Consider the following 20,598-nt stretch of genomic DNA (forward strand, 5'->3'; position numbering starts at 1 on the left):
GACCCTTTCGAATATATTTAAAGGGTCTCTTCGTCTTACCGTATGTACGGTAAGACTATTATTTGTTAATTACGATTTCCTTGTTATTGATAGAAGCTTCACTTAATTGTGCAACATCTGTGAAGAAATTAAGCGGTACATAAGTGTTTCCTTCTACAATAATCGGTGCAGTGCCTAGCTCAATAGGAGCCATTCTAGCGAAAGTATAGCTATCTTTTCCAACTTGCAATGAGATTGCTATTCCAAGTGTAATTTCTCTGGTTTTATTTTCCCAGCCAACTTCATAGCCTAATGCTTCTGCAATTGCACGAATAGGTACCATAACAACGCCATTTTCATCGGAATATGCTGCTGGTGCTTCGATTGCTTGACCATCAACAACAATTGATTTTTCTTCAATAGGAGCTGCTTCATCCTCTAATACAACAACTCTCACCGGAGTCGTTTGAGCAGGAATGCTTCTAGTCGTGATAGAATATTCAACAAACAAGTTTTTGTCATGCAGACTGCCCTCGTATGCTTTACCGTCAGCAGTTAGCACCTTTGTATCGTCTCCAATTTTAAGCACTAAATTGCCGGCAGCATTTTTAAGATTGCTATCAAAACGATCTACCATAATTTGACGATCTTCTTTTACAAGAGAAATTGCAGATACATTATAACGCGGTGGATAAATCATTAACATTGGTGCATTAGTTTTGTAGAAAGCGATGATTTCTGCGCCAACTTCAAGTTTTTCATCAACAAACGTTAGCTCGGAAACATTTAGATGTACTGTAGTATCTTTGTCAAGTTGTACTTCTACTAATTGCTGTTTTCCGTCTTCGCCTGCTGGATTGATTGACTTAATTGTGCCGCGGACTTCTGCATAATCAGCCGTTACTTCAGGGGTTTCCTCCACAACTTCTTTATGGTCTAGCACAGTAATCTGTGCAGGATTAGTTTGAGCAGGAATACTGCGAGTTGAAACTGTGTAAGTTACCGCTAATAGGCGATCAGTGATTTCTCCTTCAAAAGCTGCACCGTCAGGTATAACAATTTTTGTATCGTCAGACGGATTAAGCTGTAAAGTGTTGTCCGTATTAACCAGTTCAGAATTGAAGTGATCTACGACAACATTACGTTCTTCATTGACAGCTGCGATAACAACTGCCTTATATTGAGGTGGGAAAATTAATATTGCAGGTGCTTGCTGATCATAGAACGCCAACATTTCAGCACCAATCGTTAGTTCATCCATAATATAAGTTGCATCTGTTACAACGAAATGAGTAATGCTGTTATCACTAGATTTTAATTCTACTAGCTTAGCATTTTCGATCGCATTATAATTTGTAATCTCTTGAACAATGCCTGTAATGGAAGCGAATTGTTGAGTATTTACTTTCGCTTCTGTGTTGGATTCATTTTGAATCGAAATGTTTGTAGGGATAGAAGTTGTTGTTGTTCCGTTTGAAGCAGATACCATACCTGCAGCCGACATGGAAAGGACAGCAACTGATAGTGAGCTTACTAAAGTTTTCTTTAATTTCTTGTTCATGTTGTAGGTCTCCTCGTTTGTTTAATAAGTATAGTCTAGCTGTTGTTGCTATAAAACAGGTTGCTTATATAAACGGAGGATTGTCCAAAAAGGTTGCAATTATATGAATTAAATAGGGAGGAGGCAGGAAAGAATGACAACAAACACAGCTAAAAACTGTCCGATTTGTCACAACGATAATAAATGTGACAATGATGCAGATACACTACATGGAGCCTGCGGGTGCAGTAATTCCTCGATTATTCACCACACAACACAAAATCCCAGGAAAAAGCGGATTTATCGGCTTTTTCCTGGGATTCTCTTGTTCACTTAAAATAACTATTATATCGAAAAACACCTTGCATTTCACCCGATATCGACTCTTCTCCCACCAAAAAGGCTGATTTTTGCCTCCTTAATATGAATAGTAGCAGGCTCTTCACTATAGGAAGGCAGCAGATGTATGTTTATGCAACATGAGTCCATTGTCTGCAGTAAATGATCTTATTATGTTGCTTCTTCTTCGCTTGCTTCTTCAGCAATTCGAGGTGCAATTATCGACACTAGTGTCTCATTCGGAGAGGACACTAAGCTGACGCCTTCAGGCAATTTAACTTCACCGCCACGCAATACTTCACCAATATCAAAATCGGTAATATCAATCGTAATCGATGCTGGTAGATTTACAGGCAATGCTTGTACCTCAATGGCAGTGCTGTCTGTTTGAATAATACCGCCTAGCTTGGTACCTATTGGAGTACCTGTTATAATAATAGGAAGAAACATACGAACTTCCTCATCTTGGTTTACTATCAAAAAATCGATATGAATATATTCTTGTGTAATTGCATCCCGTTGTGCGTTTTCCAGCAATACTGGGAATTTTTCGGTATCACCAATCTGAAGCTGTACAATGCCAGCCCCTCCGCCTTTTGCCCATTGGTGAAAATCTTTCCGCGATATATGAATCATGGTATTGTCCAAACCTCTTCCAAAGATAATACCCGGTAAACGTCCTTTACTGCGTAATTGCTTCAATCCTGAACGGTTCAAGTGCTGTCGATGTTCTGCATGTATGGAAATACTCATAATAAATTAACTCCCTTTAAAATGTATTTGTATGCCCCAAAATCTTTCGCCACTATTGACTACTGATTTTACCCCCAACGTGGGGGGAGGTTGAGCAACATGAGATCGCCCCCTTTCAACTCACTAATATTCACATTAATATATAGCTGAAGGCACCCCGTCCCAATCGGAACGAAATGCCTTACTTTCTATAATCTTAACTCATTTTCATCATTATGTCGAATTAGGCAGCCTCTAAGGGGACTCAATTCATTTATTTGTGCGCTTGGAAAAGATATCGTTATGCCGTTCTCCATCAGGAATGATGCATAAGCATTCCTGATGGAAGGTGCGTAGTTATTGAATTGGATGTAGGTGAACTAGTGGGAAATTAATAGGGGATATGACACATTTCACGTAGCAGGAAATGTCGATAGGATTGATGAAGTTTTCGTGTTGCCGGATAAATAAATTATTTAATATATACGCTGCCGAACGGTAATACTTCCCTGAGTAATCGCTTTATCCAACCATCCTCAGAAAGTCTGTTCTCCAACTGTCGATCCCGAGAGCCGGTTTGAACAAGCACTGGTCCCGTACCACACAATTCCCATTGTACATTCATATGCTGGCTGGCCAAAGAATTACCGTAAACTGACAAACGAATCGATGCGTCCTCAGGATATGCGACTAATGCGCTTGTATCGACAAATAAAGGTGTATTTGGATCAAGCTGCATCGTCACAATATCACCAACTGTAATAATGCCTAATTTGCCTGGCCCAGAAAACTTAATGCGAATAAATTCCTTCGTTATCCATGCCGTTTTTAATTTGAGTACTTTACTGCGAAAGTTCATCCCTTCCGAGAAAAATACAACATGGCGAAAATCAAAGAGCAGATTACTTTCCGCAGGAATATCAATTGACTCCATCGAAAAACCGGCAGGCAAACCGAGTAAAAAAGATGAAGGTCCTTGCAATCGTGTACGAATCCATTTTTTCTTACGATAAACGCCGCCAATATCCATCAGCCTATCTTCGCGTCCAAGCGGCGAGCCTTGATAAGAGATGATAGCCTTAGAATGCAGTACATGCAGCGTTTCATCATCCTCTAGTGTAATATGAACATGCCCAATTGGCGGAGGTAATACTACATTCATGGCAATAATACCTTTCGCCTGCGATTGCGTTCTTGCTTGCGCCAAACAGCAAAGCGCCAGACCCGGATAGAAAGGCTATAAAGAATAAACAACGCAATAAAAGTGCTGATTGTTATGATTAATTTTTGAAAAAATGATTTGCGATCCTGTTCTAACTTTTCCATTGTTAACAGCAAATTTTTATTTTCTTCAGCCAGCATTTGGGTCTGTTCACGATATTGTTCATTCTGCTCGCGATAATGCTCATTGATCTGCTGCAATTGTTCTTGCTGGAGTAGTAATTCCTCAGCCTGCTGCTGGGAAAGCTCAAGCAGTTCGCGCTGCTCAGCAATTTGACCTTCCATCGCCTGCTTAGTAGCATCATATTGTTGTTGGATTTCTTCTACTCGCTCCGGAATATCATATATATCCTTCACTCGGCCAAAGAAGCCAGCTTCTGCCGACGTTGCCATCATAGACATTATATTGAATGCTATGATCAACACAATACTATGTTTTAAAAAAGATTTCATAGTTCTCACCCGCTTCAACTCTGTTATCATCTTTATTATCTCATATCTACTATAAATTTGTCACCTATTGTCGCATAGTGAGAGAAAAAACTCTATTAAGGAATTCCAAGAAAGAGTGAGCGTGTTTACAAACGTAATATTAAGTAACATATATTGCATTTGCTTGATTTGGATCATTTCACCAATACGTATAATGTAGCTGTTCCAGTTACGGAGTCCCGTAATCCGACGGGGACAAACCTTTGTCATTCTAAAGAAATGTTCCAAATCAATAATCCGTGTAGCTCTAGTGTTGGATCTCCATCTTCTAGCCACTAGCGCAAAGAAAGCAGAATTCTATTCGGGATTAATGATGCCGATTATGATGTTTGTGGTCAATGAGTCGCAATTGTCGGACCGAATGGAGCGGGGAAGACCACGATTGTCAAAACTGCTTATGAGGTTTCACGACCTCGACGGAGGTATGATACTTATCGCTGGGCATGATCTCACTACATTCACACGACAGGATATTCGGAGTAAGTTCGGTATGGTGCTGCAGGATACTTGGCTGTTCAATGGCACGATTATGGAAAATATCCGATATGGTAACTTAAATGCGACTGACGAGGAAGTTATTGAATCTGCGAAGGAAGCTCAGATGGATCACTTTGTGAGAACATTAACCGATGGTTATATGATGGAATTGAGTGAGGATACGGGCAACGTCTCGCAAGGACAGAAGGAATTGCTCACTATTGCTAGAGCGATATCCCTCGTATTCAAATGATGAAACTGTTCGTATTGCTATATCCGAAGTATTAAACAAAAAAGTCCACAGTGATTTACTTAGTTTTGAAGGGAATATAAAATGGGAAGGTAATCTAGATGAATTGAGGGACGGAAGGCAATGATCCTCGTAGATACAAGCCTATTCAACATCCTGTACCTATCAAAACTTACCTTCACGCTGCAGAAATATATCGCCAATGTCGTGAAAAAGGGTTTACAATAAGAAAAATAAATGATTGTTTAATCGCAGCTGTTACGATAGAATCTGAGAGTACTTTACTTCATAAAGATATTTAAGAGGCATTGGTTACCACTAGCCTCTTTTTGCTAAAATTAAGGAGTTGAGAATATGGCCGAAATCGATATTAGAGGAAAAGTAAACGAAATCGCTTTGCAATTCGCTGAAAGTTTACAGGGTCATATTCAAATACGCAGTCTTTACGTTTATGGTTCCTCCGTTAACGGAGGATTTACTGAAGATAGTGATATTGATATTGCGGTTGTTGCAGCTGAATTTAGGATTTCAGATCATTAAGTAGGCTGCACAATAGAATATGCTTAAGAGCTCACTCATAAAATACTCTAAATACAATATCTTGGTTATAGTTACCGAAGCCGCGCCCAAATAAAGTTAAGCCGCCTCGTCTACGACCAATATCTTCTGCTGTAAAGCGGAATGACCATTGGTCGTTTTTCCAATGGACATCGTCTAAGGTAATATCTGATATTTGTTGACCATCGACAAATGTTCCCCCAGCATTAATTTTAAGTACTTTTAATAATCCATATTGATTGATGTCAGAGCTCCACCAGTCAGGTGTTAAGCGTCCTCGCAAATTTCCGAAATCACCTGGGCTAGTCCATTTCCCAAGTTCTATTCCATTCATCGTAAACTCTATATCTGAAGGCCATTTCTCATTGATATTGGGCGCTTCTGATCCAATTTCCATCGATATTTCAATTTCCTGCACAATTTGATCGATAAATAAATAGTTCGGAACCTTGTACTCTACATAGCCTTTCGCGAACCAAAGTATTCCAGCATTAACGCGTTCCTGATCTAGAAAATATCTTGGATCATCGTAAAATCCAATCAACTTCTCAGTCGTTGCAATTCCACAAGTTGGTTGTGCCTGTAAATCATTGTAATGCCCCACAGGAATAGATAGCTCAACAACTTTTCTTGCAATGTCTGAAGAACTTGATAGTTTAATTTGCATAAAATTAGCGGATAGGGAGCAATATTTATAAGTGCCTGTACCGACTCTTTTCATCTGAGAGCTGACGATCCCTGCTTTTTGAAGCTTAGTGACATGAGAACTGACGATTGCGCTACTAAGATATAATTGTTCAGCCAATTCTTTAATATGCATTTCCCTCTTATCAAGTAGATCAATAATTTTAAGTCTTACTTCGCTTCCAAGTGCTTCATAAACACGAAGTGAATCTGCGTTTGTTGTTAAATACATGATAATACCTCCGAAATTCAATAGAATAAGCATTTATGTTAATCCTCAATAATTTGATTGTATAAATGTCGTTGATATACTTATAATTGTAGTATAAACGAATACAAGGATTAATAATATAGTTAACCCATGCTTTCGAAGCTACTTTTTGTTACAAAGAAGCTATACGAGAAGTTACAAAAACTTTTAGGAGGAACAACAATTATGACTTTGAAATCAACGATGATTGTAGACAAAGATTTTCAGATAGCTGAGGTAGATCCTAGAGTATATGGTTCTTTTATCGAGCACTTGGGCCGCGCAGTATATGGTGGTATCTATGAGCCCGGTCATCCTACTGCGGATGAACAAGGTTTTCGTCGCGATGCATTGGAAGCGATTCAATCGTTACAGGTTCCTATTATTCGATATCCTGGCGGGAATTTCGTATCTGGATATAACTGGGAAGACGGTGTTGGTCCGGTAAATGAACGCAAGCACAAGCTAGACCTTGCTTGGTGGACGACAGAACCGAATCTTGTAGGTACGAATGAATTTGCAGAATGGGCTAAGCTAGCTGGATCAGAAGTTATGATGGCAGTTAATCTCGGCACTAGAGGCGTTGATGCCGCAAGAAACCTGGTGGAATATTGTAACCATCCTTCAGGCTCTTATTGGAGTGACTTAAGGATATCTCATGGCTATAAGGAGCCACATGCTTTCAAAACATGGTGTCTAGGCAATGAAATGGATGGACCATGGCAGATTGGATCCAAAACCGCTTACGAATATGGCAGACTTGCTAATGAAACAGCTAAAGCGATGCGCTGGGTTGATCCAACATTGGAATTTGTCGCTTGTGGTAGCTCTAGTAGCAGTATGAGTACATTTGCAGAATGGGAAGCTACTGTATTAGACCTTACTTATGACAATGTGGATTACTTATCTCTACATCAATATTACAATAATAATGAGAAAAACTCGGAAAACTTCTTAGCCAAATCACTCGATTTGGATCAATTCATTAGTAGTGTCGCAGCTACTTGTGATTATATTAAAGCGAAAAAGAAAAGTAAGAAAAAAATCTATCTATCTTTGGATGAATGGAATGTATGGAATACAATCGGAACAAGTACTGCGGAGCAACGCTGGCAAATTGCACCACCAGAGCTGGAAGATGTCTATAATCTTGAGGATGCACTAGTTGTTGGTTGCTTGTTAATTACGATACTGAAGCATGCGGATCGCGTGAAAATGGCTTGCATGGCACAGCTTATTAACGTTATTGCGCCAATTATGACTGAGAATGGAGGAGCACTGTGGCTACAAACGACATACTATCCATTCCTGCATACGTCTACTTTTGGTCGTGGAACGGTGCTTCATCCAATAGTAAATAGTCCGAAGTACGATTCGAAGGACTTTACAGATGTTCCTTATTTAGAGTCAATTAGTGTGTACAATGAAGAATTAGGCGAGGTAACTATTTTTGCGGTGAACAGACATATGGAGGAAAGCTTACAGCTTGATCTTGATCTTCGCAGCTTTGGTTCAGTGACATTGATTGAACATATTGTAATGACTAATCAAGATATTAAAGCAGTGAATACGAAGCATAATCCGAACAATGTTGTACCTCAAACATGTGAAACAACGACAGTAGACGGTAGTCGCATTACTGCTCAGCTTTCAAAAACTTCGTGGAATGTTATTAGACTTAAAGTGAATGAAAAGTAAGTAATTGCAGTTATGAATGATGTAAAGATACGACTGGTAGGGTGTGATTTCGGTAATATACCGAAGTCACACCCTTTAATTTTCAGAACTTAACTAATGTGTAATCATAGTTGGTATCAGTCTATATTTAATGATTGCTCGCTCTGTTTTTTTTGCTGAATCGGTTTTACCCAACGAGGAGCCCACCAATTGGCTTTACCTAGTATTTTCATGAGAGCAGGTACAAGTATAAGACGAATTATAGTTGCATCCAAAATAATAGAAATAGTTAGTCCTAGTCCGATAGCTTTAATGAGTTCAATATCAGTAAAAATAAAGGCCCCAACTACACTGACTAGAATAATCGCTGCACTGGTTATTAGCCCGCCAGTTTTATTTAATCCCTCTGCTGTACTCAGTTCATTATCACCAGTATTTTCATATTCCTCCATAATTCTTGATATAAGCAATACTTCGTAGTCCATTGATATACCAAAGACAATGCCAAATATAATAACTGGTAGAGTAGAAGTAACATATCCGATAGAGGTAATATGAAAGAAATCAGCTAGAATTCCGAATTGGAATACAGATACAACGACACCTAAGCTAGCACCAAGGCTGAGAACATTCATTAATACTGCTTTGATGGGCAGAAGTATTGATTTGAAAACAAAGAACAAAACTATAAATGTGATGCTCATAACAAATGCTAAAAGCGGTAGAAGTCCGTCTTTAATTAATTCTAATACATCAACATCATTTGCAGCTTTACCTGTTACCCAATTTTCAAGTGGGGTTTCTAAGTTCCGAATTGCAAGTACGAGATTAGTTGTTTGGGAATCTTTGGGTTTCGAATCTGAAATTACAGAAATGATTGCTGCTTGAATGTTAATAAGTTTATTATTTTGGAGTTGTTCACTTATTTCTGGTGTAGCCAATAATGCCTCAATTTGTTCGGGATCATTTGTGTTTAATACATCCAAATAGCTTTTAACTTCTCGAACGTTAGGTAGTTCCTTAATTTGCTGAACAAAATTTTGAACATCTATTGTTGTTGAAGAATTTCCTATGTCAGTCGGAGTCTTCACCAATATTAAAATCGGGTTGCTTTCACTTTCGTCATATGTAGACTTCAGGAGATCAGACCCTTGTCTAGAATTATATTCCACAGGAATAACTTCTTCACTTGCCTCAGAAACTTTTATATCTGTTAACGGAATCATTAGGAAAATCATAAATGCAATGCAACTTAATGATGCAATTATTGGACGTTTCATTACAGATAGTGCGAATTTTCCCCACCACTTTTTATCTTCTCTATTTCTCCATCTAACAGGAATGACTTGAAGTTTATTAACTTTGTCACCTAAAATCCCAAAGATAGCAAGTAGAAGTGTATTGGCAGCCAAAACAGATATTGCTACGACCAAAACTCCACCTATAGCAAGACTTAAGAAAATATTCAAATCTATAAACAACAAGCCGAAGAGTCCAATAAATACTGCTAAACCTGAAAATACTATAGATCGACCAATGGTATGGCTTGTCATCGCTACAGCATTAGATAGAGAACTTTGTCGCTTCAATTCCTCTCGGAACCTACTGACCATAAATAGTGCATAGTCTATTCCGATAGCTAGTCCTATCATTGTCACAATATTAGGTAGAAAATTACTTAAAGCAACTTGTTCCCCAATGATAGAAGATATGCCTAATGTTATCGTAATACTCATCATAGCGATAATGACAGGTATTGAAGCAGCTATTAATGATCCAAAAACGATAAGAAGTACAATTAGTGCAACGGGAATTCCTATTGTTTCTGCTTTAATTATGCCCGATTGGCTTGCAGTCTGAAAATCATGGAATAATGCACCTTTCCCAGTAATATAAGTTTGAATCCCATCTAATTCAGTGACATGCTCTTGGATTTCATTAAATTTATCAATAGAATCATTTTGATTCAAATTCGTTGAAATGATTACGGATTGAGTATGTTTTGATTCACTGACTCGTTTTGTGTCGTTAAAAGAAATTCCAGTTACATAGTCCAAAGATTGAAGATCTTGTAAGGAAGACAAGAGTCGGTCTTTCTGCTCAGTTGAAGTTAAATCAAGATGGTCACTTTTATAAACGATTGCTAAGGATGATAAGGGGAAATCAAACTCATCTACAAGTGCAGTCGTTCCAATATCAGATTCAGTTCCATAAGGAGTAAAGCCGTTTTCTTTGAATAGCTCAGGGGCTTTTACGGCGTATTGTGCAAATATGGCAAAGATAATAATCCAAACAATAAGAATAATCCAACGAAATCGATACATTAGATGACCCCAATTCCAATAAAACCCTCGTTTCTGCAATTCCTTCAAAGCATGATCCTCCTTTAAAATTAATTGTAGTATGTATGAATAAGTAATGATAATATAGCTATAATACATTTACAATAACTAACATTTATATGTTAATATTCCAAACGTTTTTAGTCAATGTTTAATTTGTTTTACATATTATTCGTTTTTTTTTGTAATTCGACATAAAGCTACAGCCCTCGCTATTGAACAGAATAAGGAAATTAGTTATAGTTTATAAAACCATTTATTATATTTTTTGGTAATAGATAGAATTAAACTAATAGGAGGTTTTCTATAGAGGAATTTCATGATAATAAATTCTTACGTCTATATATGGGAAAAGTTTCATTTTTATGTAGGAATAGGAGACTTAAGTGATATGGATGTGTATGCAGTAAAGTTATATGAAAACCAAGCATCATGTTTAGTCTCACGTTGGATTTCATATGTGTCAAGAGAGAAACAGGAAGTCATTAAGAGATATCGTAACCCGGCAGACGCCCTTCGATCTTTAACTGCGCCATAGACAATAGACATGTAGGTGTTGATGTCGAGAGGATTAGAAAAATAGAGCCAATAGTAGCTGAGCGCTATTTCTCAAAAAAAGAAGTAGTTGAATTAAGAAACTTGAGAGAGAACTGCTTTTTGGAACGTTTTTTTTGACTATTGGACAATCAAAGAAAGTTGTATAAAGGCTATTGGCCGTGGATTATCTATCCCGTTACAAAATGTGACCACTTGCTGGGATGAAGGGATAGGCTCAGGAACAGTAAGAATTGATAGAAATGATCGTAAGTTCTATTTCAAGCAATTTATAATCGATCCGACATATAAGCTTACAGTATGTTCAGAACGTAACGAGTTCCCGAAATATGTGGAAAAATGCTCATGGTCTCAATTGGAAGCGTCGATGATTGAGTTGGCTGACGATTGATCATTAACATCTAATTCATTATTAAGAAGGAAGGTATCGATTATGAAAATATTTTTGATCATAATTATTGTGATTATTTTGGTTGGAATAGTTATATGGCAAAGTATGAAAAGGTCAGCGCTTAGCAAACGAATGAAAGCTCCAGAAATAATCTTGCCATCCTTAAATGGCGAGAACTCCTTAATCGTCCCTAACAATAATAAGCCAACTTTTGAGTTTAATGATTGCATTATGGACAAAGCAAGTACCTGATCGAAAAGCGCTTATCTAGTTGGAAAACGTGCATTGCTACTATTTCCTTCTGGGATTGATTATGTAGTTGTCTTTTTAGAATGTTTATATGGGGGAGTGATAGCGGTGCCTGTCTATCCACCAAAAAGCAATCACCATGCGCTTCGAGTTACAGTCATTGCACAGAATGCAGATGCACATATTGCATTAACTTTATCAAGTATATTGAAAGATAAAGCGATTCAAATGAATCATTTCAGAGATGGTAATCATATTGAAATGCTAGCTCTTGATGAATTGGATTTTTCCGTATCAGGCTGGATGAATAAAGAAGTTAGTTCTGAAAAAATTGCTTATCTGCAATACACTTTAGGTTCCACTGGAAACCCCAAAGGCGTCATGGTCTTACATCAGAATATTGTTCATAACTTAACACTGATTCGGAATAATGTTGATTTTAAAGAGGGAGAGATTAATGTTTCATGGCTTCCTGTATTTCATGATATGGGTCTAGTTCAAGGGATCATGTTACCGATAGCTTTTGGTGGCACAGGAGTGTTTATGCCCCCTGTTTCTTTTATAGAAAAGCCGATTCGTTGGTTAGAAGCCATTTCCAATTATAAAGCAGTTACAAGTATTGCACCTAATTTCGCCTATGATCTATGTGTAAGGAAAATAAATGAAGACCAACTACATTCTTTGAATTTATCTGCATGGAGATGTGCTGGCAATGGAGCAGAACCAATCTCTAATTCTACGATACAGAGCTTTTCTGATAAGTTTTTTAGTTGCGGATTTCAGAAAGATTTCATAGTTGGTGCCTATGGACTTGCAGAGGCAACACTCTTTGTAACAACTAAGCCTTAATCTCGATACGGCTGTTGAAAGACTTAATTATCGTTCGCGGGACAAATCATTATCCTCAGGATATTGTGAATACGGTGGAGATGACTAGTTCTATTCTTCGTGCAGGTGGTTGGGGAGCTTCTTACAACTAATCGAGAGGTCATAACCGTGGTTCCAGAAGAACGCAAGAAATTAACAGGGTATGCTGCGGGTAATAATGATGCGTATCGTTGGGGCGGATTTATATCTGGCATCGATCAATTTGTTCCATACGCGTAGCGATAAAACTAATTTTATTTTAGAGATGCTTGGTTTTAATTGGGTAGAGATTAATCATTCACATATTAAAAACATGTTGGATTACTCCAGAGAAGTTAAGTTTATCTAGAACTTCCTCTGAAATGAAGGAGATTGGTATGAATATTATCATTATTGGAACAGGAGTTATTGGGACTTTATACGGATATATCTTTTCCAAGGCTGGGCATAAGATTACACATTACATTCGCCCAGGTAAGCTAGACAGCTTGAAGAATGGCATTAAGCTGGAACTATTAGATGGTAGAGTTAAGAAGAAGCCTGTGGATGTTCAGGATCATTATATGCCAAACGTTGTAGATCAATTGGATGACTTAGATAGGTTTGATCTTGTCATCGTATGTGTTAGACATTATCAAATGGAATCCGTACTACCTTTATTGGAACAGGGCAATAGAAAAACAAATATCATGTTCTTCCACCACTCGTGGAAAGATATAGCGGATATGAACACCAGTTTACAACTGGACAAATGCTTATGGGGATTTCCTGGTGCTGGTGGTGGATTTGATCCTGAGGATCGAAATAAGTTAAAAGGAGTACTAATGCACCAGATTAACTTGGGAGAGGGAGATGGTAACAATAGCTCTCGACTCCAAGACGTAGCGAAAATGTTTCGTCAAGCGGGTGTTAATGTTCAACTGCACAGTAATATACAACAATGGTTGTGGAAACATTTTGCGCTGAATGCCGGTTTAAGTAGTGCCATGCTGAAAGCAGGCGGCCCGGTGTCTTTTATAAACAATATTCGTAGCATTCGTGAAGGAGTACTGGCGGCCCGTGAAGCGTTTGAGGTATGTAAAATTCGTGGTGTAAATGTAAAAGCGTTTCCTGATGCCAAAGCTCTATATTTACCTTCGTGGGTAGTAGCGTTCTCCTTTTGGCTTATGCTAAAAGGAGATAAAGCCCAAAGAACCATCTTTGAATTGTTTGACGGAGAAGAGGAAGTAAAGCAAATATATAGTGACGTGCTGGAAACGGCACGTTTTCATCAAATACCAATGCCTCTCTTTAAGGGTATGGAACCCTATATTAATCGTAAATAAATAAAGAAAGTTAAACGGAAATACATAAGGTATTTTCCCCTTTATGGTAGACAGTAAAATGGTACCTATACACTGGACAAACCTTTTTGAATGCTAAAGTGAAAAGTGGAAGGCGAGCAAATGAGCAAAAAACACTTTAACAAATATGAACAGGAACAGTTAGCAAACAACCCGTACGTGCGAATCATTATACTCATGAAAGAATCAAAGTAAAAAAAAAGAGAAAGGCGATATTTCGTTTCAATTTGAACGAAATATCGCCTTTTTGATATGTATTAAGTGAAGCTAAGTAGTTGTAACTTTTTAAGCATTAGTGTAATTAACAGAATGTCTTGAGAGCGTCCAAGAAGCATATGTATATGTTTCAATTATAATGTTTGTTAAATGAAAGAAAATATACATTAAAATACGGCTCAAAACCAAAATCAATAAAATCCACAAATAACGGTTTCTGTGTCCGTTCGGGTGAAGCTTGTATCTCGTCGAGATCCGATGAGTCTAGCGACATTGGTTTTGGAGATTTGAGAACTTTAGAAAAGTTTGAAGATTACTTGACCTCTAGCTACTTCCTTGTATGCTTCCCAGAGGACGCTCATTTAGTCGGGGCATACCCAGTGAGTATTGATAAATTGGGATTTTTGTCTACTGTTCGACATGGGAATGTACGAAAATTATATAAATTAGTAGAATTTTAGAAGGATTTCATATCATCTTGTCGAAATTACTGGAAAGAGTTGTTTGACTATGTTAGTCGATAATAACTTCAATTAGTTACTAATATTAGGGGGAATATAATTGAATCCAATCTTTACTCATACACAGTACGTAGTAAGAAAGAAAATATTAACTGTACTAGGAGCTAAGTTTCATATCTATGATAATAATGAACAGTTAGTCATGTTTTCTCAGATGAAAGCTTTCAAGTTGAAAGAGGATATTCGCTTGTATAGTGATGAATCCATGCAACAAGAACTGATAACAATTCAAGCTCGTACTGCGATTGATTTCTCTGCAACTTATGATGTAGTAGATGCTGTCACAGGAGAAAATCTTGGTTCTCTTCGTCGTAAAGGTATGAAGTCTATTTTGAAAGATGAATGGATCATACTCAATTCTAATGAGCAAGAAGTTGGTCTCATTAAAGAAGATAGCGCAGTATTAGCATTGCTTAGAAGATTTTTAACAAATCTAGTTCCACAAAAATTTCATGGTGAAATAGATGGAAGAACAGTTGTAGAATTCCAACAAAACTTCAATCCTATGGTTAGTAAATTAAATGTAGACTTCTCAGCTAATACAAACAAACAATTAGACCCTCGCTTAGGTCTAGCGGCAGCAGTATTATTACTCGCTATTGAAGGAAGCCAAAGCTAGATAGGCAATGAAAAAAGGAATGTTGAAGTAGCCACATTAGTGAGCTAACTACTTCGACATTCCTTTTTATTATAAAGATGTATTGATACAGCTATTCGAGATGAATAACCAACGTTTGAACTACTCAGTAGGTAATCCTTTTTTCAACATCTCTAGGCGATATACATATTCAAAGATGAATTCAAAAGATTCAAGATGACGTTTCGCTTCAAAAGCGTTAGCTCCCCAAGCGTACACACCATGCTTACGTAACACAATGCCCGGTACTTTTGGATCCAGTTTTTCTGTGATTTCTGGAATGATAGAAGGAATGTGAAGGAAATTACTTACAATTGGAATTTCCAACTGATATTCTTCTTCCCAAATATTTAATCCTTTAATCAATTCGACACCATCAACTGGAATAGAACGACGATGCCAGAAGTATTCAGAGATAACATTGCTAAATACAGAATGAATATGGAAAATAGCACCTGCACCTGTTTTACGATAAATTTCGCAATGGACAAGTGTTTCCGCAGATGGTTTCAAATTGGTAGCTTCACATGGAACAGCGTCCTGATCGACAAATAAGAAGTCTTCGGAAGTGTTGACATATTTGTCTTTACCACTTGCTGTTATTCCAAAATTGAACTTTTCTGGCGTATATTCTCCAATACGGATCGACAGATTACCTGCCGTGCCTGGGAACCAATTACGTGCTGCGAATGCTTCTTTTACTTCGCGCAATTTCATTAATACTTCTTGTTTTTCATGCAATGGAATTTGATCAAAATTCATAGTTAACATTATCCTTTCTGCTTCATCGCTTCTATGATATCAAAGAAGGTTTGAAATTCAGTGTCTGCTATACCAAGCTCGTTACATTTTTCAGTAAGATGCGATCTTGAGTATACTTTATCAGCTATTTTTGCACCTTCAAAATCAGTCACGCTATCGCCAATAATAATACGTTCGTATTGCTTCGTATTGAATTTACGCATAATTGTCGGCTTACACATGCCACAGCTATTGTGACAGTGCTCATCACAAGGGTGAGGCCATAAAATTTCAATTTGCTCACCAGTAAAATCACTTTTATTGCAGTATATATGATCTTCTGGAATACCGAAAGATTTAAGTAATGGATATACGAAGAAATCAATACCACCACTTGTTACATAGAAATCAATATTGCTATCTTTACAGAATTGCACAAATTCAGTAAAGCCATCACGAATGATCGCATTTTGAATGCCAAATTCAACAACTTCTTTTTCCATGGAAGCGGGAAGGAGGCGGAACAGTGAACCGACACCTTCTTGAATAGAAATTTCTGTAGAAATAACTTTCTTAACTAATTGTTCCCAGCCAGCAGGCTCGAAATGTTTAATGATTGCAATAATATTGTCATTCTCTGTAATTGTACCGTCGAAATCACAAAATACAATTTGTTTCTTAGCTGTCGTCATTATTGTTTGATCCCCCATGCTTCTATCGCTATGCGTAGCTCTTCATGATTAGACTGCAATGCAGCCTCGCGCAAATCAATGCCGTTCATTGTTGCTTGAATCGCTTGATGGAATGCTCGTCCGCCTGCAGCAGTACCCATCGCATGACCATGAATACCACCACCTGCATTGACAACAACATCGATGCCAAAGTCCTTTAATATAAGCGGTACAATTCCAGGATGAATACCGGCTGACGGTACAGGGAAGCTAGTTTTCAAGTGATGCATATCATTAAGTAGTACTTCTTTAATAGCTAGATTTTCTTCCTTCGGCATAACAACTGAACCATAAGGAGAAGGGAAGAGAACTAGATCAGCACCTGCTAAGCGATTAAGCTTACCTAGTAATACTGCAGCACTTATTCCGTAATGTGGAGATGGGTACATTGCTCCTGCCATGGCGGGATGAGATGCAATTGGTACATTAATATCGGGATCACTACTTAGTTCATGTAACACATCATAGCCATATGCTAATGTATTGAATAATAATGCGTTTGCCCCCGCATTAATCGCTTTTTTCGCTTGTGAAGCAAGCTTACTTGTTGGTCCAGTCAAATTAACAGCATAAAGTAGCTTCTGACCAGTCATTTGCTCTGCTTGATGAGCAGCGTCCATACAAGCCTCAACACGCTTCTCAATTGGTGTTAATGGATTTTCGAATAAAATTTCATCATCCTTAATAAGATCAACACCGCCCAAAGCTTGCTCATAAAATTGCTCACGAAGTGTTGCTAAGTCATGACCAACAACGGATTTGAAAATACTCATCAGTAATGGACGATCATGTACACCCAGTAGATTACGAATGCCTTCTATGCCAAATTTCGGACCTGGGAACGCTGAAGCAAATTGCTGCGACACGTCTAGATCGATTAATTTGATGCGACCATCCATTGATAATTTACCAAAAATCGTAACAAGTAGAGCAGGGATATCACGACTGAAATTAATATCAGGATAAGCAATTTTAATATCGGCATAACGTTCACCAGCTACCGCATTTACAGGCTCATGAACATCGATAGAAAGTACTTTACCAAGATGCTTTTCCATAGAAGCTTTATTCGCTTCGGGTAGTTCAGTCCAGCTACCTACAGTTAGTCCAATTGCAATAGAATTTGCTTTTTTATTAAAATCAGCATTATCGTCATATGAACGATAAGTGGCAATACACATACTCATTTTAGATGTCCTCCTCGATGCTTTTACCAATTTCTTGAGCACGCTGGGCACAACGGTTCATGCCAGCAATAATGGTTGCTTCCAAATGACCTTCTGCCATCGTTTCAAGTGCAGCTTGAGTTGTACCATTAGGAGACGATACTTTACGACGCAAGTCAGCAGGAGCTTCTCCAGTAGTATCAACCATTGATGCTGCACCAAGTGCAGTTTGCACAACAAGGAGCTTGGCTTGCTCAGCAGAAAGACCAGCTTGCTGGGCACCTTTCATCATTGCTTCCATTACATAGTAAAAGTAAGCAGGTCCACTGCCGGATACACTTGTTACCGCATCCTGTAAATGCTCCTCGACAACGACATGTAGACCTACAGATTCAAACATCGTTTCCGTCATAAAGCGTTGCTCTTCGCTAACAGATGCGGAATAGCTAATTCCTGTTGCTCCGAGCCCAATTGTACTTGAAGTATTCGGCATCGTACGTACGATAGCCATATCACTACCTAATAATGACTCGATAGCAGTAATAGATAGGCCAGCAATGACTGAAATGATTAATTGATTTGGAGAGAGATGAGGCTTTAATGCACGAATCGCTTCAACGGCATCTATCGGCTTCATCGCCAGAATTATAATATTTGCTGCTTGCAAATATTGCTCATTGCTCTTACCTTGCAGTGCAGTTTGCACGCCATATTGTAAATGCAATTGGTGCTGTCGCTCTTTGTTGGAACGATTAAGCATAGATATTTGCTTGCACGGGACTAACTCTTGATTAAGTAGTCCTCTAGCAATCGCCTCAGCCATTGAACCCGCTCCATAAAAGCAAATATGCTGATTAGAAATAGCGCTTGTTTCATGATAGTTGTCGTGTGTCATCGCATTTTTCCTCCTAGAACTTTTCATATGCTAATGGAGTAACTTCTCGAAATTGAAAAGTTACTTCGTAAGCAGTAACTAATTTTTCATCTATATTATGGACGAATTTGTCCATTTCCTTGAACGATATATTTGGTACTAGTTAAGGCAGGTAAGCCCATTGGGCCACGAGCATGTAGCTTCTGAGTGCTTATTCCGATCTCAGCACCAAAGCCGAACTCAAATCCATCGGTAAAGCGAGTGGAGGCATTATGATATACAGCCGCAGCATCGATACTTTGTAAGAAAAGCGCCGCGTTGTCATTGTTTTCTGTAACGATACATTCAGAATGCATCGTCCCATATTTGGAAATATGAGCAATTGCTTCGTGAACATCCTTCACTATACGTACATTTAAAATGTAGTCATTATACTCTGTTGCGAAGTCTGCTTCAGTTGCAGCAACGATACTGCTTAGTAATAATTGTGCGTCTTTACAGCCACGAATTTCAACATTAGCTTCAGTTAACGGAGCAAGTAATTGTGCAAGATGCTTTTGTGCAAATTGTTCATGCACAAGCAAAGTTTCCATTGCATTACATACTGATGGACGTTGTGCCTTCGCATTTAAAGCAATTTGTGCCGCCATTTCTAATTGTGCCGTTGCATCCACGAATGTATGGCATATACCAGCACCAGTTTCAATAACTGGAACCGAAGCATTTTCCACAACTGTACGAATTAAGGAAGCACCGCCACGAGGAATAACAACATCAAGCAATCCATTAGCTTTCAGCATTTCATTCACGGAAGCACGATCAGAATCTTCGATTAATTGAATAGCATCAGCTGGGACATCCGTTGAAGTAAGCGCGTTACGCATAACTTCGACAATTTTACGATTGGATTGAAGTGCGGCAGAACCACCACGCAATACTACCGTATTTCCTGTTTTCAAGCAAAGACCGGTTGCATCAACCGTTACATTAGGACGAGCTTCATAGATCATACCAATAACGCCAAGTGGAACGCGGATTTGTGTAACTTGTAATCCATTAGGACGAGAGAATTGAGAAAGCTGCTGACCAACAGGATCTTCAAGTTCAACGACCTGCTTCAAGCCTTCAGCGATATCAAGTACGCGTTCTTCATTCAATGCTAGACGATCTAGTAGAGATTCGCTCGTTCCATTGCTTCGTCCGTATTCAATATCAAGTGCGTTAGCTGCAATGATAGCTGCACTTTGCTCGACTAGAGCATCAGCCATAGCAAGCAAAGCGTTATTTTTCTGTAAAGTAGATAGATTGTTCATTACAGCAGCAGCTTGCTTAGCAAGCAATGCCTTAGTTTTCACTTCCGAAATATTCGTCATAATAAACCCTCCTGAAATTTTATGATAAGTTCAAAATCTTCAAAATAGTTGTTTGATAGTACCAAGATGTGCAAAGTGTGCTTACTTGGTACGTGAGCACTTGAGCTATGGATCGAACTATGCAACGAAACCCAGCAACGTGTACGGTACGAGTACACGAGCGGTCAAATGTGTAGCACGAAGCTTAAAATAAAAGTTTAAAAAGCGGGCTTTCAGAATCGAGCAGGTGAAGCGCTACTTGAGAAAGACGGAAGCGCAAATGTACGTGGTTGGTACATGTGGACCTACAATGTTTCTGCAAGAAACATACATCGGAAGCTTATGCTAAACTTTCCAAGTTCGCTTCAGATGCGATGTCGAATAAGCTACGTCAGTCAATCATCGTTATCAAAG

The 20,598-nt window shown here is 38.4% G+C and carries 16 protein-coding genes and 2 pseudogenes; 7 read left to right on the forward strand and 11 right to left on the reverse strand.

The window, feature by feature from the left end:
* Positions 1-58 precede the first annotated feature (58 nt).
* The 4 genes from AC1TO5_RS14945 to AC1TO5_RS14960 all read right to left on the reverse strand — a co-directional run bounded on the left by AC1TO5_RS14945 (position 59) and on the right by AC1TO5_RS14960 (position 4,264).
* On the reverse strand, positions 59-1,540 hold the full coding sequence (locus tag AC1TO5_RS14945; RefSeq protein WP_482063617.1) for a copper amine oxidase N-terminal domain-containing protein: 1,482 nt from the start codon (positions 1,538-1,540) through the stop codon (positions 59-61).
* 489 nt (positions 1,541-2,029) lie between these two features.
* Entirely contained in the window at positions 2,030-2,611 is a 582-nt protein-coding gene (locus AC1TO5_RS14950) for a 50S ribosomal protein L25 (protein WP_482063618.1), read from the reverse strand.
* 451 nt (positions 2,612-3,062) lie between these two features.
* Positions 3,063-3,797 (reverse strand): AIM24 family protein, encoded by a 735-nt coding sequence (locus tag AC1TO5_RS14955; protein WP_482063619.1) that lies wholly within the window; start codon positions 3,795-3,797, stop codon positions 3,063-3,065.
* On the reverse strand, positions 3,749-4,264 hold the full coding sequence (locus tag AC1TO5_RS14960; protein ID WP_482063620.1) for a hypothetical protein: 516 nt from the start codon (positions 4,262-4,264) through the stop codon (positions 3,749-3,751). The genes AC1TO5_RS14955 and AC1TO5_RS14960 overlap by 49 nt, the downstream gene beginning before the upstream one ends.
* Before the next feature lie 381 nt (positions 4,265-4,645).
* On the opposite strand from AC1TO5_RS14960, the pseudogene AC1TO5_RS14965 reads away from it, so the two are divergent.
* Both AC1TO5_RS14965 and AC1TO5_RS14970 read left to right on the forward strand, forming a co-directional pair.
* A pseudogene (locus AC1TO5_RS14965) lies at positions 4,646-5,015 on the forward strand (ATP-binding cassette domain-containing protein); the annotation flags it as partial.
* Positions 5,016-5,384: 369 nt separating this feature from the next.
* Positions 5,385-5,570 carry a nucleotidyltransferase domain-containing protein gene (locus AC1TO5_RS14970; protein ID WP_482063621.1) on the forward strand — a complete coding sequence of 62 codons (186 nt, stop codon included), beginning with the start codon at positions 5,385-5,387 and terminating at the stop codon, positions 5,568-5,570.
* Positions 5,571-5,601: 31 nt separating this feature from the next.
* Here the strand turns inward: AC1TO5_RS14970 and AC1TO5_RS14975 are convergent, their stop codons facing one another.
* Positions 5,602-6,504, reverse strand: coding sequence for an ArsR/SmtB family transcription factor (locus AC1TO5_RS14975; RefSeq protein WP_482063622.1), 903 nt, complete (start codon positions 6,502-6,504; stop codon positions 5,602-5,604).
* Between the two features lie 204 nt (positions 6,505-6,708).
* Between AC1TO5_RS14975 and arfA the strand changes: the two genes are divergently transcribed.
* Complete coding sequence (gene arfA / locus AC1TO5_RS14980; protein ID WP_482063623.1) at positions 6,709-8,220, forward strand: arabinosylfuranosidase ArfA; 1,512 nt, start codon at positions 6,709-6,711, stop codon at positions 8,218-8,220.
* 116 nt (positions 8,221-8,336) lie between these two features.
* On the opposite strand, the gene AC1TO5_RS14985 is transcribed toward arfA, so the two are convergent.
* Positions 8,337-10,571, reverse strand: a complete 2,235-nt coding sequence (locus tag AC1TO5_RS14985; protein ID WP_482063624.1) for an MMPL family transporter — start codon at positions 10,569-10,571, stop codon at positions 8,337-8,339.
* A gap of 646 nt (positions 10,572-11,217) precedes the next feature.
* Between AC1TO5_RS14985 and AC1TO5_RS14990 the strand changes: the two are divergent.
* The 4 genes and pseudogenes from AC1TO5_RS14990 to AC1TO5_RS15005 all read left to right on the forward strand — a co-directional run.
* Positions 11,218-11,487, forward strand: a pseudogene (locus tag AC1TO5_RS14990) (4'-phosphopantetheinyl transferase family protein); the annotation flags it as partial.
* Positions 11,488-11,772: 285 nt separating this feature from the next.
* Complete coding sequence (locus AC1TO5_RS14995) at positions 11,773-12,585, forward strand: AMP-binding protein (RefSeq protein ID WP_482063625.1); 813 nt, start codon at positions 11,773-11,775, stop codon at positions 12,583-12,585.
* Between the two features lie 395 nt (positions 12,586-12,980).
* Positions 12,981-13,928 carry a ketopantoate reductase family protein gene (locus tag AC1TO5_RS15000; RefSeq protein ID WP_482063626.1) on the forward strand — a complete coding sequence of 316 codons (948 nt, stop codon included), beginning with the start codon at positions 12,981-12,983 and terminating at the stop codon, positions 13,926-13,928.
* A 795-nt stretch (positions 13,929-14,723) separates the two neighbouring features.
* Positions 14,724-15,302, forward strand: coding sequence for an LURP-one-related family protein (locus tag AC1TO5_RS15005; protein ID WP_482063627.1), 579 nt, complete (start codon positions 14,724-14,726; stop codon positions 15,300-15,302).
* A 120-nt stretch (positions 15,303-15,422) separates the two neighbouring features.
* Here the strand turns inward: AC1TO5_RS15005 and mtnB are convergent, their stop codons facing one another.
* From mtnB to AC1TO5_RS15030, 5 genes are all read right to left on the reverse strand, one after another.
* The gene (gene mtnB, locus AC1TO5_RS15010; protein ID WP_482063655.1) at positions 15,423-16,082 is read right to left on the reverse strand and encodes a methylthioribulose 1-phosphate dehydratase; all 660 of its coding nucleotides are present in this window, start codon (positions 16,080-16,082) and stop codon (positions 15,423-15,425) included.
* 8 nt (positions 16,083-16,090) lie between these two features.
* On the reverse strand, positions 16,091-16,753 hold the full coding sequence (locus tag AC1TO5_RS15015) for a 2-hydroxy-3-keto-5-methylthiopentenyl-1-phosphate phosphatase (protein WP_482063628.1): 663 nt from the start codon (positions 16,751-16,753) through the stop codon (positions 16,091-16,093).
* The gene (locus tag AC1TO5_RS15020; protein ID WP_482063629.1) at positions 16,753-17,979 is read right to left on the reverse strand and encodes a 2,3-diketo-5-methylthiopentyl-1-phosphate enolase; all 1,227 of its coding nucleotides are present in this window, start codon (positions 17,977-17,979) and stop codon (positions 16,753-16,755) included. The genes AC1TO5_RS15015 and AC1TO5_RS15020 overlap by 1 nt, the downstream gene beginning before the upstream one ends.
* Position 17,980: 1 nt before the next feature.
* A complete protein-coding gene (proC, locus tag AC1TO5_RS15025; protein ID WP_482063630.1) occupies positions 17,981-18,853 on the reverse strand; it encodes a pyrroline-5-carboxylate reductase in 873 nt (290 codons plus the stop codon).
* Between the two features lie 95 nt (positions 18,854-18,948).
* Positions 18,949-20,205 (reverse strand): glutamate-5-semialdehyde dehydrogenase, encoded by a 1,257-nt coding sequence (locus AC1TO5_RS15030; RefSeq protein ID WP_482063631.1) that lies wholly within the window; start codon positions 20,203-20,205, stop codon positions 18,949-18,951.
* Positions 20,206-20,598: the final 393 nt, after the last annotated feature.

The organism is Paenibacillus sp. Y930 (genome assembly GCF_056786375.1).

Coding starts and splice junctions, on each gene's coding strand:
- AC1TO5_RS14945 (WP_482063617.1), bottom strand. CDS start 1,540: ATGAACAAGAAATTAAAGAAAACTTTAGTAAGCTCACTATCAGTTGCT.
- AC1TO5_RS14950 (WP_482063618.1), bottom strand. CDS start 2,611: ATGAGTATTTCCATACATGCAGAACATCGACAGCACTTGAACCGTTCA.
- AC1TO5_RS14960 (WP_482063620.1), bottom strand. CDS start 4,264: ATGAAATCTTTTTTAAAACATAGTATTGTGTTGATCATAGCATTCAAT.
- AC1TO5_RS14970 (WP_482063621.1), top strand. CDS start 5,385: ATGGCCGAAATCGATATTAGAGGAAAAGTAAACGAAATCGCTTTGCAA.
- AC1TO5_RS14975 (WP_482063622.1), bottom strand. CDS start 6,504: ATGTATTTAACAACAAACGCAGATTCACTTCGTGTTTATGAAGCACTT.
- arfA (WP_482063623.1), top strand. CDS start 6,709: ATGACTTTGAAATCAACGATGATTGTAGACAAAGATTTTCAGATAGCT.
- AC1TO5_RS15000 (WP_482063626.1), top strand. CDS start 12,981: ATGAATATTATCATTATTGGAACAGGAGTTATTGGGACTTTATACGGA.
- mtnB (WP_482063655.1), bottom strand. CDS start 16,082: ATGAATTTTGATCAAATTCCATTGCATGAAAAACAAGAAGTATTAATG.
- AC1TO5_RS15015 (WP_482063628.1), bottom strand. CDS start 16,753: ATGACGACAGCTAAGAAACAAATTGTATTTTGTGATTTCGACGGTACA.
- AC1TO5_RS15020 (WP_482063629.1), bottom strand. CDS start 17,979: ATGAGTATGTGTATTGCCACTTATCGTTCATATGACGATAATGCTGAT.
- proC (WP_482063630.1), bottom strand. CDS start 18,853: ATGACACACGACAACTATCATGAAACAAGCGCTATTTCTAATCAGCAT.
- AC1TO5_RS15030 (WP_482063631.1), bottom strand. CDS start 20,205: ATGACGAATATTTCGGAAGTGAAAACTAAGGCATTGCTTGCTAAGCAA.